Source organism: Rhodoferax sp. BAB1, assembly GCF_013334205.1.
In the GTDB taxonomy this organism is placed as follows: domain Bacteria; phylum Pseudomonadota; class Gammaproteobacteria; order Burkholderiales; family Burkholderiaceae_C; genus Hylemonella.
The window spans coordinates 94,444-108,039 of sequence record NZ_CP054424.1 but is presented as its reverse complement, the minus strand read 5'-3'; the positions used below and the strand labels follow the sequence as shown (position 1 = coordinate 108,039).

General features: G+C 67.8%; 13 protein-coding genes. 5 read left to right on the top strand and 8 right to left on the bottom strand.

Features of this window, described 5'->3' with window-relative positions; all coding sequences use genetic code 11:
- Together HTY51_RS00485 and dusB are read right to left on the bottom strand one after the other, a co-directional pair.
- On the bottom strand, window positions 1-237 hold the full coding sequence (locus tag HTY51_RS00485; RefSeq protein ID WP_174250892.1) for a Fis family transcriptional regulator: 237 nt from the start codon (window positions 235-237) through the stop codon (window positions 1-3).
- On the bottom strand, window positions 234-1,286 hold the full coding sequence (dusB, locus tag HTY51_RS00480; RefSeq protein ID WP_174250891.1) for a tRNA dihydrouridine synthase DusB: 1,053 nt from the start codon (window positions 1,284-1,286) through the stop codon (window positions 234-236). Before dusB ends, HTY51_RS00485 begins: the two co-directional genes overlap by 4 nt.
- 142 nt (window positions 1,287-1,428) lie before the next feature.
- On the opposite strand from dusB, the gene HTY51_RS00475 reads away from it, so the two are divergent.
- Window positions 1,429-1,911 (top strand): YqaA family protein, encoded by a 483-nt coding sequence (locus tag HTY51_RS00475; protein ID WP_174250890.1) that lies wholly within the window; start codon window positions 1,429-1,431, stop codon window positions 1,909-1,911.
- Here the strand turns inward: HTY51_RS00475 and HTY51_RS00470 are convergent.
- Genes HTY51_RS00470 through HTY51_RS00460 form a run of 3 tightly spaced genes read right to left on the bottom strand, consistent with a single transcriptional unit; the run spans window position 1,908 to window position 4,855 of the window.
- The gene (locus HTY51_RS00470) at window positions 1,908-3,404 is read right to left on the bottom strand and encodes a tripartite tricarboxylate transporter permease (RefSeq protein ID WP_174250889.1); all 1,497 of its coding nucleotides are present in this window, start codon (window positions 3,402-3,404) and stop codon (window positions 1,908-1,910) included. The two genes, HTY51_RS00475 and HTY51_RS00470, sit on opposite strands and share 4 nt — an antisense overlap.
- Before the next feature lie 27 nt (window positions 3,405-3,431).
- Window positions 3,432-3,896, bottom strand: coding sequence for a tripartite tricarboxylate transporter TctB family protein (locus HTY51_RS00465; RefSeq protein WP_174250888.1), 465 nt, complete (start codon window positions 3,894-3,896; stop codon window positions 3,432-3,434).
- Window positions 3,893-4,855 carry a tripartite tricarboxylate transporter substrate binding protein gene (locus HTY51_RS00460; protein WP_174250887.1) on the bottom strand — a complete coding sequence of 321 codons (963 nt, stop codon included), beginning with the start codon at window positions 4,853-4,855 and terminating at the stop codon, window positions 3,893-3,895. Before HTY51_RS00460 ends, HTY51_RS00465 begins: the two co-directional genes overlap by 4 nt.
- Before the next feature lie 146 nt (window positions 4,856-5,001).
- Here HTY51_RS00460 and HTY51_RS00455 point away from each other — a divergent pair, with 146 nt between their 5' ends.
- A complete protein-coding gene (locus HTY51_RS00455; RefSeq protein WP_254606938.1) occupies window positions 5,002-5,721 on the top strand; it encodes a response regulator transcription factor in 720 nt (239 codons plus the stop codon).
- 2 nt (window positions 5,722-5,723) lie between these two features.
- The gene (locus tag HTY51_RS00450; RefSeq protein ID WP_174250886.1) at window positions 5,724-7,097 is read left to right on the top strand and encodes a sensor histidine kinase; all 1,374 of its coding nucleotides are present in this window, start codon (window positions 5,724-5,726) and stop codon (window positions 7,095-7,097) included.
- Between the two features lie 9 nt (window positions 7,098-7,106).
- Here the strand turns inward: HTY51_RS00450 and ychF are convergent, their stop codons facing one another.
- Both ychF and HTY51_RS00440 read right to left on the bottom strand, forming a co-directional pair.
- Window positions 7,107-8,198 (bottom strand): redox-regulated ATPase YchF, encoded by a 1,092-nt coding sequence (gene ychF, locus HTY51_RS00445; protein WP_174250885.1) that lies wholly within the window; start codon window positions 8,196-8,198, stop codon window positions 7,107-7,109.
- A 221-nt stretch (window positions 8,199-8,419) separates the two neighbouring features.
- Window positions 8,420-10,468 carry a 4-oxalomesaconate tautomerase gene (locus HTY51_RS00440; protein ID WP_174250884.1) on the bottom strand — a complete coding sequence of 683 codons (2,049 nt, stop codon included), beginning with the start codon at window positions 10,466-10,468 and terminating at the stop codon, window positions 8,420-8,422.
- Between the two features lie 95 nt (window positions 10,469-10,563).
- Here HTY51_RS00440 and HTY51_RS00435 point away from each other — a divergent pair, with 95 nt between their 5' ends.
- Window positions 10,564-11,499 carry a LysR family transcriptional regulator gene (locus HTY51_RS00435; RefSeq protein ID WP_174250883.1) on the top strand — a complete coding sequence of 312 codons (936 nt, stop codon included), beginning with the start codon at window positions 10,564-10,566 and terminating at the stop codon, window positions 11,497-11,499.
- Here the strand turns inward: HTY51_RS00435 and HTY51_RS00430 are convergent.
- Window positions 11,484-12,398 (bottom strand): MOSC domain-containing protein, encoded by a 915-nt coding sequence (locus tag HTY51_RS00430; RefSeq protein ID WP_174250882.1) that lies wholly within the window; start codon window positions 12,396-12,398, stop codon window positions 11,484-11,486. The genes HTY51_RS00435 and HTY51_RS00430 overlap by 16 nt on opposite strands.
- 63 nt (window positions 12,399-12,461) lie before the next feature.
- Here HTY51_RS00430 and HTY51_RS00425 point away from each other — a divergent pair, with 63 nt between their 5' ends.
- The gene (locus HTY51_RS00425; RefSeq protein ID WP_174250881.1) at window positions 12,462-13,583 is read left to right on the top strand and encodes an FAD-dependent monooxygenase; all 1,122 of its coding nucleotides are present in this window, start codon (window positions 12,462-12,464) and stop codon (window positions 13,581-13,583) included.
- Window positions 13,584-13,596 lie beyond the last annotated feature (13 nt).

The following is a 13,596-nucleotide window of genomic DNA, read 5'->3' as shown; positions in this document are numbered from 1 at the left end:
TTACTTGAGTAGTTTGTGTTCGACCAGTTTCTTGCGCAGGGTGTTGCGGTTCAGGCCCAGCCAGAGCGCAGCGCGCGACTGGTTGTGTTCCGCCTGCTGCATCACCACTTCCAGCAGCGGCTTTTCGACGATGCGCACCAGCATCTCGTACATGCCGTCGGGCTCGGTGCCGCGCAAATCCTTGAAATAGCCTTCCAGGCTGGTACGCACGCATTCTTCGATCTGTTTTTTGCTCATGCGGCAAGCTCCATCTGCTCTTCATCCCTGTTTTCAAAGGCATCCGCCACGGCCGCGGGCATGCGGTCCATGTGCGTGCCCAGTTCGTCAAAAAATTCCGCCACGGCCTGCACCTGGGCCTGGCTGTCTTCCAGCGTGTTCATGCGGGCACGGAAAGCCTCGCCACCCGGCAAGGCCTTGAGGTACCAGCCTATGTGCTTGCGCGCGCTGCGCACGCCCGTGTATTCGCCGTAGAGCGCGTAATGGTCTTCCAGATGCTCGAGCAGCAGACGCCGGACCTCGACCACCAGTGGCGGGGCCAGGTGCTCTCCCGTGGCGAGGTAGTGGCCGATCTCGCGAAAGATCCAGGGCCGGCCCTGGGCAGCACGGCCGATCATCAGCGCGTCGGCACCGGTAGCGCGCAGCACGGCCAGGGCCTTTTCGGGCGAGTGGATATCGCCGTTGGCCACGACCGGGATACGCAGAGCGGCCTTGACGGCAGCGATGGTGTCGTACTCGGCCGCGCCCTTGTAACCCTGCTCGCGGGTGCGGCCGTGCACCGTGACCATCTGGACGCCGGCGCTCTCGGCCGCGCGCGCGATGGTCAAGGCGTTCTTTTCGGTCTGGCACCAGCCCGTACGCATCTTCAGCGTCACCGGCACATTGCGCGGTGCGCAGGCGGCCACCACGGCCTCGACGATCTCCAGCGCCAGCACCTCGTCCTGCATCAGGGCCGAGCCGGCCCACTTGTTGCAGACCTTCTTGGCCGGGCAGCCCATATTGATGTCGATGATCTGGGCACCGCGGTCGATGTTGTAGGCGGCGGCCTCGGCCATCATGGGAGCGTCGGTCCCGGCGATCTGCACGGCGATCGGCCCGGCTTCGCCCTCGTGGTTGGCGCGGCGCGAGGTCTTGAGGGTGTTCCACAGGTCCTTGCGCGAGGTCACCATCTCGCTGACCGCATATCCCGCGCCCAGCGCCTTGCACAGGCTGCGGAAGGGCCGGTCCGTCACGCCCGCCATCGGGGCCACGAACAGGGTGTTCGGCAGTTCGAAGGAACCGATGTGCATGCGGGTGTGGAAAAGTAAGGCGCCAATGAGAAATGCCACCGCCAGAACTGGCAGCAGCCGGGCCGGGTATTCTAGCTGCACAAAATTTCAGCAATTGAAATCAAGCGCCATCCGCCGCAAGCGCTACCTATACTCGCAGTCTATGGAGTCCTGGATCGCCCATCTGCTGGAGCTATTGGCCCTGCCCCAGTACGGGCTGGTCACACTGTTCCTCATCGCCTTCGTCTCGGCCACCCTGCTGCCGCTGGGTTCGGAGCCGGCGCTGTTCGGCCTGCTCAAGCTCAACCCGGAATTGTTCTGGCCGGCCATCCTGGTCGCAACCGCCGGCAACACCCTGGGCGGCGCCGTCAGCTGGGCCATGGGCTGGGAATCCCACAAGCTGATCGACAAGTACAGACACTCGGACACCCACTTGCGCGCGCTCGACTGGCTGGAACGCATCGGCCCCAGGGCCTGCCTGCTGAGCTGGCTGCCCCTGATCGGCGACCCGCTGTGCGCGGTGGCTGGCTGGCTGCGCCTGCCCTTCTGGCCCTGCCTGCTCTACATGGCCATCGGCAAGCTGGCGCGTTACCTCACGATGACGGTGGCGCTGCTCTGGCTCTTTCCGGGCGGCTTCAGCTTCTAGGCCAGTGCCCGGCGACGGTAGCGCCGGACCAGCGGCGGCAACACCAGCAGCAGCATGGCCACGGCCATCAGCGAGCCGGACAGCGGACGCGTGAAGAAGGTGAACCAGTCGCCCTGGCTGATGGTCAGCGCCTGCCGCATGGACTGCTCGGCCATGGGCGCCAGGATCATGCCCACGATCAGGGGCGCCGCCGGGAAGTCGAAACGCCGCATGACAAAACCGATGAGGCCGAAGAAGAACAGCAGGCCCACGTTGAACACCGAGTTGCCCGCGCCATAGACCCCGGCGGTGGAGATCACGATGATGCCGGCGTAGAGCCAGGGCGGCGGGATCTTCAGCAGCCGAACCCACAGGTGCACCAGCGGCAGGTTGAGCACCAGCAGGATGACGTTGCCGATGTAGAGGCTGGCGATCAGCGTCCACACCAGGGCGCCCTGCTGGCTGAACAGCTGTGGCCCGGTCTGGATGCCATAGCCTTCGAAGGCCGACAGCATGATGGCCGCCGTGGCCGAGGTGGGGATGCCCAGCGTGAGCAGGGGCATGAGCACGCCGGCCGCCGCCGCATTGTTGGCCGCCTCCGGCCCGGCTACGCCTTCGATCGCGCCGTGGCCGAACTCCTCGGGGTGCTTCGAGAGCTTTTTCTCGGTGTAGTAGGACAGCATGGTGGGCAGCTCCGCGCCACCCGCCGGCAGCGCGCCGATGGGAAAACCGAACAGCGAGCCGCGGATCCACGGTTTCCAGGAGCGCGCCCAATCCTGCTTGCTCAGCCACAGGCTGCCCGACATCTTCATCACTTCGCCGCTGCGCGACTCGCGCCCCTGCCAGGCCAGGTACAGGGCCTCGCCCACCGCGAACAGGCCCACCGCCACCACCGTCACCTCCAGCCCATCAAGCAGCTCGGCGCGCCCGAAGGTGAAGCGCGGCTGCCCCGTCTGCAGGTCGATGCCCACCAGGCCGCAGAGCAGGCCCGCGCACAGGCTCAGCAGGCCGCGCAGCACCGAGCTGCCCAGCACCGCCGACACCGCCACCAGCGACAGCACCATCAGGCTGAAATACTCCGCCGGCCCGAAGGCCAGCGCCGCCTCCACCACCCAGGGCGCAAAGAAGGTCAGGGCCACCGTGCCGATGGTGCCCGCCACGAAGCTGCCGATGGCCGCCGTCGCCAGGGCCTGGCCGGCGCGGCCACGCCGCGCCATCTTGTTGCCTTCGAGCGCCGTCACCACCGCACCCGACTCGCCCGGCGTGTTGAGCAGGATGGAGGTGGTGGAGCCGCCGTAGGCCGCCCCGTAGTAGATGCCGGCGAACATCACGAACATGCTGGTGGCCGGCACCTGGTAGGTCAGGGGCAGCAGCAGGGCGATGGTCAGCGCCGGGCTGATGCCCGGCAGCACCCCCACCAGGGTGCCGAGCAGGCAGCCCGCGAAGCCCCACATGAGGGTCATCGGTTGCAGGGCGCTGCCGAAACCGGCCAGCAGGGCGTTGAAAGCTTCCATGCTCACTCCACTCGCGAGATCAGGACATCAGAAAGGCCAGCGCAGCGCCGGCCCCAGGCCGATGCCCAGCAACTGCGCAAACACCAGCCAGAACACGGTGGCGATGGCGCCGCAAACCCCCGCCGACTTCAGGCCCAGCGGGGCATCAAAGGCTCGCGCCACGCCCATGCCGCACAGGGTGGCCGGCAGCACGAAGCCCAGCGGCGCCACCAGCGCCATGAAGGCGACGCCACCGCCCAGCAGGCTGGCCAATCGCCGCTGGCTCCCCGGCAGGGGCTCCTGCCCGGGCACGTGGCTCTCGTCGACCTGGCGCCCACGCCAGGCGCTCACGCCGTAGAGCAGGGCCAGCACGGCCAGCCCCCCCACCACCACGGCCGGGGCCAGCACGGGCCCGACCGTCATCTGCATGAGGGATTGGGGAATGACCGACACCTGCCAGATGGCAGCAGCAGCGATAGCCAGCAGCAGGACGGCCAGGCGCAAGGGCGTCATGCCAGCCCCAGGTCCTTCATGACTTCTTCGGTGTCACGGATGTTCGCCTCGATTTCGCGTTCGAAGGCCTGGGCCGCCAGGAACACATCGGTCCACTTGCGCGTCTCCAGTTCCTTGCGCCAGGCCTCGGAGGCATGCACCCTGCTCATGAATTCCACCAGGGCATCACGCTGGGCCGGGTTGATGCCCGGGGGCGCGAACACCCCGCGCCAGTTGGCCGCGGTGACCCGCACGCCCAGTTCGGTCAGGGTGGGTACCTCCACGCCGGGGATGCGGCGGTTGCCCGAAACCGCCAGGGGCAGCAGGCGGCCCGCCTTGATCTGCTCCTCGAACTCCGAATAACCGGAAATCCCCGCCACCACCTGCCCACCCAGCAGCGCCGCATTGGCCGGGCCACCGCCGGCGAAGGCCACGTAGGCCGCGTCGCGCGGGTTGCGCCCCAGCGCCTTGATGATCAGCCCGAGCAGCACGTGGTCGGTGCCGCCGGCGCTGCCGCCGGCCACGGACACCGCCTTGGGATTGGCCTTGATCGCCGCTTCCAGGTCCTTCCAGGTCTTGATCTTGCCGCCGGCCGGCACGGCCACCACACCGGCCTCCTCGGTCAGGCGCGCAATCGGTGTCACGTTGCGCATGGTCACCGGGCTCTTGTTCGCAATCGCCGCGCCCACCATCACCGAGCCGCCCACCATCAGGCTGTTGCCCATGCCCTTGCGCTGGTTCACGTAGCGGGGCAGGCCCACCATGCCCCCGGCGCCGCCCACGTTCTCGAAGGCCATATTGCCCACCAGGCCGGCAGCCTTGGCCGCGCGTTCGATGGCGCGCGCTGTGCCATCCCAGCCGCCGCCGGGCGCGGCCGGCACGAACATGTTCAGGGTCTCGAACAGGGGCTTGCCCTGTGCCCAGGCCGGCAACACCAGGGCGGCGCCCAGGCCCAGAAACTCACGCTTGTTGATTTGCATCGCCATCTCCTGTGTAAGAATGAAAATCGCAGGCGCCTAGGCCTGACCAGAGGCATTCTGGCCCCCGCTGCGGCGCCAGGCTTTCAAACAGCTGTCAATCCGGCTCGGTGGAAACCCTAGGCCTGTACCCAATCGAGGAATGCGTGTTGCCCGGCTCCACACCCCACATCCTGCTGGTCGAAGACACGCCTGACCTGGCCCTCTGGCTGGGCACCGCCCTGCGCCAGGCGGGTTTGGCCGTGAGCTTTGCGCGCGACGGGCACGAGGCCCTGGACCAGCTGGCAGCAGGCCATGGCATCGACGCCGTGCTGCTGGACCTGCAACTGCCCGGCCTCGATGGCCTGTCCGTGCTGCAGCGCCTGCGTGAGCGTGGCGACACGGTGCCGGTGCTGGTGCTCACCGCCCGGGCCAGCGTGCCCGACCGCGTGCTGGGCCTGAACCTGGGCGCCGACGACTACCTGCCCAAACCCTTCGACCTGAGCGAGCTCGAAGCCCGGCTGCAGGCCCTGCTGCGCCGGCCCGGCCGCAGCAGGAACACCCGACTGCGCCTGGGCCCGCTGGAGATGGACCGCGATACCGGCCAGGTCAGCGTGTTTGACCAGCCCCTGGCCCTGACCCCGCGGGAAGCGGCTGCGCTGCGGGTGCTGCTGGAGCAAGCCCGGCAGACCGTGAGCAAGGATGAATTGCACCGCGCCGTTTTTGCCGGGGAGGCCGTGGAACTGGAAGCGGTCGAGGTGCTGATCCACCGCCTGCGCAAAAAGCTGGAGTCCGCGCCCGTCCCACCGGCACAGGCCGGCCTGCCCGCCGTCCACACCATCCGCGGCCTGGGCTACATGCTGATGCCGCCCGCCGAGCCGGGGCCCTGAAGATGGCACGTGCCGCGGCCTCCTTGCGCACCCGCCTGCTGGGCTGGATCCTGCCGCCACTGGCCGGGCTCATCGCCATCAACGCCTGGGTGGCCTATGGCAACGCTGTCGAGGCCAGCAACGAGGCCTATGACCGGGCCCTGTACCTGGCCAGCCGGGCCCTGGCCGAAGAACTGGTCTGGCGCCAGGGCGCGCTGCAGGTCAACGTGCTGCGCGCGGCCGGTTACCTGCTGGAGAACCACACCGGCTCGCGCCTCTACTACCGCATCAGCGATGCCAGCGGCCGGCAACTGGCGGGGGAACCGGCCCTGCCCGCGCCCACCCCCGACCCCGCGGCCAGCGTCCGGTATTACGCCCTGGTGCAGTTCGAGGACGGGCAGTTCCGCGGGCGCCCGGTGCGGCTGGCCCACCTCACCCACGTGCTGGAAGACGAGCAGGACCAGACCCACATCCTCAAGATCAGCGTGGCGGAAACCCTGGAGACGCGCCAGCAGATGGTGCAGCAGCAATTGCGCGAGACCCTCACCAGCCAGGGCCTGCTGCTGCTGGCCGCGGCGCTGCTGGTGATCGTGGGGGTGCAGCGCGGCATCCGGCCCCTGGAACATTTCCGCCAGCGCCTGGCCGAACGCGGGGATGACGACCTCTCGCCCATCGACCCCCCGGGCCTGCCGCGCGAACTGCGCCCGCTGGTGGAAACGCTCAACAGCTACCTGGCACGCCTGGGCCGCCTGATCGACCTGCGCAAACGTTTTCTGGACAATGCCGCCCACCAGCTGCGCACGCCGCTGACCGTGCTCAAGACCCAGCTGGCTTTGGCAGACCGCGATCCGGCCGCGGTGGCGGCGGCCCGTCAGACGACCGACGACGCCGTGCACCTGACGGAGCAGTTGCTGGCCATGACACGCGCGGAACACGCCAGCGAAATGCAGGCCCAGTCCATGGCGAACGTGGACCTGGTGACACTGGCGCGGCAGGTGATCCACGAATACCTGCCGCGCGCCGTGCAGCGCGGTGACGACCTGGGTTTTGAAGCCGGTCTGGACAGCTGCGAGGTCCCCGGCACGGCCGCCCTGCTGCACGATGCGCTGGGCAACCTGATCGATAACGCCCTGCATCACAGCCCGGCCGGCACGCGCATCACCGTGCGCGTAGGCTCATGCTGGGTGGAGGTGGAAGACAGCGGCCCCGGCATCGCCCCCGAGCACCAGGCCCACGTGTTTGAACGTTTCTACCGGGGGGCGCCGCCTTCCGTGCGCGGCAGCGGCCTGGGCCTGGCCATCGTGCGGGAGATCGCGCAGCAGTGCGGGGCCCGGCTCACGCTGCGCAGCACCCCGGGCCAGGGCTCGGTGTTCCGGCTGGAATGGCCGGCCCGCTGAAGCGCCGGTTTAAGAGCTGAAAAGGAAGTTCATCACGTCGCCATCCTTGACGACGTATTCCTTGCCCTCGGCGCGCATCTTGCCGGCATCCTTGGCGCCCTGCTCGCCCTTGCAGGCGATGAAGTCCTCGAAGGCGATGGTCTGGGCACGGATGTAGCCCTTCTCGAAATCGGTGTGGATCACGCCCGCGGCCTGCGGCCCGGTGTCGCCCACATGGATGGTCCAGGCGCGCACTTCCTTGACGCCAGCAGTGAAGTAGGTCTGCAGGCCCAGCAGCTTGTAGGCCGCACGGATCAGGCGGTTCAGGCCCGGCTCCTCCTGGCCCAGTTCCTTGAGGAAGTCCAGGCGGTCGGCATCGTCCATCTCGGACAGCTCGGCCTCGATCTTGGCGCAGATGGCCACCACCGGTGCATTCTGCGTGGCGGCGTATTCCTTCAGGCGGTCCAGGTAGGGGTTGTTCTCGAAACCGTCCTCGCTGACGTTGCCCACGAACATGGCGGGCTTGGCCGTGATGAAGAAGAACTGCTTGAGCAGGGGCTGCTCTTCCTTGCTGAACTCGATCGTGCGCACCGGCTTGCCTTCGTTGAGCGCGGCCTGGCATTTCTCCAGGATGGCCACCAGCTTGATCGACTCCTTGTCGCCCGAGCGCGCCGTCTTGGTCACGCGGTGCAGGGCTTTCTCGACCGCGCCCAGGTCGGCCAGGCAGAGTTCGGTCTGGATCACCTCGATGTCGGAGATAGGGTCCACCTTGCCCGATACGTGGATCACGTTGTCGTCGGCAAAACAGCGCACCACGTTGACGATGGCGTCGGTCTCGCGGATGTGCGCCAGGAACTTGTTGCCCAGGCCCTCGCCCGTACTGGCGCCAGCCACCAGGCCCGCGATGTCGACGAACTCGACGATGGCCGGCACCACACGCTCGGGTTTGACGATCTCCGAGAGCTGCGCCAGGCGCGGATCGGGCACCTCCACCACACCCACATTGGGCTCGATGGTGCAGAAGGGGTAGTTCTCCGCCGCGATGCCCGCCTTGGTCAGGGCGTTGAAGAGGGTGGATTTGCCGACATTGGGCAGGCCGACGATGCCGCACTTGAGAGACATGGGTTTCCTTTGAAATCACCCCCCTGCGCACCAACTGACCCATGTGGGTGTGGTGGAGGTGCCGGGCGAACAGCACCGGCCGGACAGTTCAGGAAACCGGGGCGCCAGGGCCCTGGTCCCGCAACGCTCTGTCCTCGTTTGGCCTGGGGGAAACTGGTGCCAATTGTACTGAGCGCGGAATCCCGGGCTTTTGACAGCGCCGGGCACCCGCGGACGCCGCCTCAAAGCTCCTGGGCCAACTCCAAAGCCTGCGCCTGCAACAGGCCCGTGGTCCGGACCAGCCCCTGCCAGCGCTCCAGTTCGGTCCTGACATGCCGCAGCAACTGTTCCGGCGTGCTGGTCTGAACCTGGGCACCATCCTGCTCCATGCGCGCGCGCACCTCCGGGTCTTCCAGCACCTGGTTGAGAACCTGGTTGAGCTTCCTCACGATGGGCTCGGGCGTCCCGGCGGGTGCGAACAGCGCATACCACTGCGTCAGGTCCAGATCCGGGATGCCCGATTCCGCGAGGGTGGGCACCCCGGGCCAGGCGCTCAGGCGCGTGGCGCTGGCGACGGCCAGCGGCCTGAGCTTGCCGCTCTTCAGATAGGGCAGGGCGCTGAACAGGCTGGGGAACATCCAGTGCGACTGGCCCCGCACCGTGGCGCTGATGGCCGGCGCCGCACCCGCATGCTGGAAGCCCTGTTGCCCCTGCACACCCAGGGTGCGCAGGAACATCTCGGCGGCCAGGTGCGGGATGGTCCCCTCGCCCGCCGCGGCATAGTGCAGGCGCCCCGCCGGGGAGCTTTGCAACAGGCGGATGAAGGACGACACATCCCGCACCGGCAATTCCGTGTTGACGACCAGCACCGTCGGCGAATACCCGACCAGGCCCACCGGCGCAAAGTCCCTGATCGGGTCATACCGCAAGGTCTGCAGGACCGGATTGATGCCATGGGTCGCGATGTAGCCGAACATCAGTGTGTGCCCGTCGGGCCGCGAGGCTGCCACGTACTCGGCGGCCACACTGCCGTTGGCGCCCGTGCGGTTCTCCACGCTCACGACATGCCCCAGGCCAGGCCCGAGTTTTCGCGTCAGGATGCGCGCCATCGTGTCGTTGCCACCGCCCGCGCTGGTCGGCACGATGATCCTCACCTCCTCCTGGGGGAAGTGCTCGGCAGATCGCTCCGTGTCCACCTCTTGCGCCGTCCTGGCCGGGAAGACATAGTCCGGCAGGTGCAATTCGCCCTGCATGATCTTGCGGGCCGTGCGCACCAATGCCGCCCGGACCACGGCAACCTCCTCGCCCTGGGCCGCCACCTCGACCTCCACGTCGATCTGGCCCTGGGGATGTACGACCGACAGCCGATGCCGCCCCGGCGCGCGGGCCACGCCGCTGGCCACCGTGCCGGGCAGCGCAAAGGCTGTGCTGACACCGATGGCCCCGGTCACCGCATGCGAGGCATGGCACTTGTGGGGCGTGAAATAACGCGAGACGATGCTGTCCGGATGGTCACCCGGGCTCACCAGCACGGGCTTGGGGATCACGCTGTGGGTGACATCACCCAAGCCCATGCGGGCACCCATCAGGATGCGCAGCTTCTCGATGCGTTCGAGCAGGGCGGTGTTGGCGTCCAGTTCCGCCGGGCGCTCCCTGCCGCCCACCCCCAGGTCACTCGCGCGCAGGATCATCAGCGGCATGGCCGCATCGATGCAGGTCACCTCCAGACCATCCACCACGTCGATGCGCCGGCCCGTGGGGAAGACCTGGCCCGTGACGGCACCCCAGGCGTCCAGGAAATTCAGCAGGATGGGCGCCGCCGTACCCGCCACACCGTCGATCCTGGCCTCACCTTCGTAGGTGACCTGGCGGCCCGGTGTGCACACGGTCGACTCGATGGTCGCGCCCGTGTTGACGTTGTGGATGCGCACCGTGGTGCTGCCCTCCTGCGCCGGCACCAGGCCCTGCTCAATGGCGAAGGGCGCCACCCCGGCCAGCATGTTGCCGCAATTGGGCCGGGTGTCCACCGACTGGTGGCCGACCCCGACCTGGGCAAACAGATAGTCCAGGTCGCAACCGGGCCGCGTCGAACGCGACACGATGGCCACCTTGCTGTTGAGTGTGCTGTTGCCCCCCAGGCCGTCCAGCTGCAGGGGATCGGACGCGCCGATGGCGCCGATCAGGGCCTGGTCGCGCTCCTGCTCGTCCAGCGGCAGCCACTCGCGCAGGAAAAACGGTCCCCGGGACGTGCCTGCGCGCATCAGGACACAAGGGATCTTTCGGTTCGGCATGCGGCGCACTCCATGTCAGGATCTGGTGATCGATGCCACGCATGGTGCAAGAAATCCCGGTTTTTTTGAAGTGCAACTTTTAATATGATTGATGCATGCAACACATCAATTTCGATCTGCATCAGCTGCAGGCCTTCATCGCGGTGGCCGAACGCGGCAGTTTCAGGGCGGCCGCCGAACACATCCACCTGTCACCGCCGGCCCTGAGCCGGCGCATCGAGAAGCTGGAATCCATCCTGGGCACGAGGCTGTTCAACCGCACGACCCGCGAGGTCGAGCTCACCAGCCTGGGGCGCATCTTCCTGGAGCGCGCCCGGTCCGCCGTCGATGATCTGGAAGCGGCGATGCTGGGCATTGCCGACATCGCCGCCACCCGCAGCGGACGCGTTACCGTGGCCTGCGTGCCCTCGGCCGCGCTGTACTTCCTGCCCCAGGTCATCAGCAGCTTTTCACGCCAATACCCGGCCATCCGCATCCGGGTCATCGACGAGTCCATGAACCAGACCTTGCAAAGCGTGCTGTCCGGCGAGTCCGACTTCGGCATCGGCTTCATGAGTTCCTTGATGCCTGAAATCAAATTCGAGGACATCCACGACGACCCCTTTGTCATCGCCATGCGGCGCGACCATCCCTTGACGGCCCGCAAATCGGTCAGCTGGTCGACCATCGCCAACGAACGGCTGATCTCGGTGGCCCGCAGCAGCGGAAACCGGCAGTTGCTGGACGACGTCCTCACCAAGGCCGGCATCCAGCCCGATTTCGCCTTCGAGGTCAGCCACATCGGCACGCTGCTGGGCATGGTGGAGGCCGGCCTGGGACTGGCCGCCGTACCCCGCATGGCCTTGCCCGCCCAGCACAGTGCCGTGGTCGGGCTGCCACTGAAGAACCCCACCATCTCACGCAGCCTGGGCCTGCTCACGCGCCAGGGGGCCACCCTGCGGCCGGCAGCGGCCATGTTCCACGCGCACCTGTCCGAAGCCCTCAGGCGGCGCCGGCCTGCGCCGGACACGCCGCTTCAGTCGAAGCGGTAGCTGGCGCGGACCGGCTGCCCGACGCGCAGCACATGGTCCACACCCGCCATGACGATGCTGTTCATGCCGAAGGTCAGGGCGCCTTTGACGCGCGCGTCCTGGCGGTAGGTCTGCAGGGTGTCGTTCACCTCGGGACTGCTCTGGGCCGTGTCGGGGTTGATGTTGGGAATGGGGCAGCGCGGGCAGGGTTTGACCGGCGTGAGCACAGCCTCCCCTTCGGCCGTGGCGATCTGCAGCGGACCCACGCGGTCTTCGTCGTGGGCCTCCAGACCCTCAAGCACGATGTTGGGCCGGAAGCGCCGGATGTCCACGGGCGCATGTCCACGAGCCTGCAGACGCTCGTTGAGTCCTTCGAGCGCAGGCTGGCCCAGCACCAGCACCGGGTAGCCGTCGCTGAACTGGTTGAGCGCCTCGGCATCACCCGTCCACTTCCGGTCGGACAGGCGACGATGCTCGGGATCGAAGCGCACCAGCCGGTACTTGGGCGCATCGGTACGCGGCAAGCCCTGTTCGTTCAGCCCCAGGAAATCGGTGAACCACTGGGCCGCGATGTCGCCCATGTCGTAGGCGGGGACCTCGTCGTCCCAGACGCGCACACGGGTCGGCGCCTCGACGGCGTCCACCCGCAGGTGCAGGGCCAGCATGCCGGGCGCGCGCAGCTGCAGCTCGGTGCCGCCGCGCTTGAAGGCCGGCTGGATCAGCGCCATGCGTGGCGCCTCGCGCTGGCTCAGGAACTCGCCCTCGCTGTCCACCACCATCCAGGCGCGGTCCAGGTCCAGGCCGGTCTCGGTCAGCAGGGCCTCGGACAGCTCGATGCCCGCGCAGGATTTGACGGGGTAGACAAAAAGACGGGCGATGCGGGCCTGCACGTCGGCAGGCGTGGTCGGGAGGGCACTCACGGATCGATTTCCTCGGTTGACTGGGAACAAGGTCAATTCTGCCCTGCCTTCTACAATCCCCCCATGCCCCAAGCCCTGGACATCTGCATACGCGGCAGCGGTATTGTCGGCCGCACCCTGGCCCTGCTGCTGGCGCGCGAACGCCTGCGTGTCGGCCTGGTGGAACAGCCCCTGCCCGCGGGCGCTCCGCCGGCCGCCGACGTGCGCGCCTACGCCCTGAACCGGGCCTCGCGCGACATGCTGGAGAGCGTGCGCTGCTGGCCGGCGGACGAGGCCGCGGCCACCCCGGTCCAGCACATGCAGGTCTGGGGCGACCGCGGCAGCGAGCTGCATTTCGATGCCGGTGAACTCGGCAGCCCGGCCCTGAGCTGGATCGTCGACGTGCCGGTGCTGGAACGCCAATTGGCCGATGCCGTGCGCTATCAGCCCCAGATCGAGGTGCTGGACGCCCCGGCACCGGCCCGGCTGACCGTGGTCTGCGAAGGCCGGGCCAGCAGCACGCGGGCCGAGTTCGGCGTGGACTTCGAGGTCACCCCCTACCCGCAGCACGCCCTGGCCACCCGCATCCAGTGCGAGAAAACCCATGGCCAGGTGGCCCGCCAGTGGTTTGCGCAGGATGGGATCCTGGCTTTTTTGCCCCTGGGGGGCGCCCAGGGGAACTCCGTGGCCATCGTCTGGTCTGTCTCACCTGAGCAGGCATTGCGTCTGCAGCAACTGGAGCCGGCCGCATTCTGCCGCGAACTGGAAGAAGCAAGTGCCCACACACTAGGAGCGCTCACGCTGATCAGCGAACGCCGGACCTGGCCGCTGCAGAAAGCGCAGGCGCGACAGTGGACCGGCCGCACCAGCGGTGGCGCCTGGGTGCTGGCCGGCGATGCGGCGCACAACGTGCACCCGCTGGCCGGCCAGGGACTCAACCTGGGCCTGGCCGATGTGGCGGAACTCACGCGTGTGCTGCACGGGCGCGAGTACTGGCGCGGCGTGGATGACGCCAAACTCTTGCGTCGTTACGAGCGCGCCCGCAAGGCCGGCATGCTGGCCCTGGATGCCGGCATGGACGGCTTGCAACTGCTGTTTGCACGCGAAGGCGAAGCCTGGAGCGCGTTGCGCAACTGGGGCCTGCAAGGCGTGGAACGCAGCGGGCTGCTGAAGAACTGGCTGGCGCGCCGCGCCATGAATTTTTGAAAGTCGATGTGAT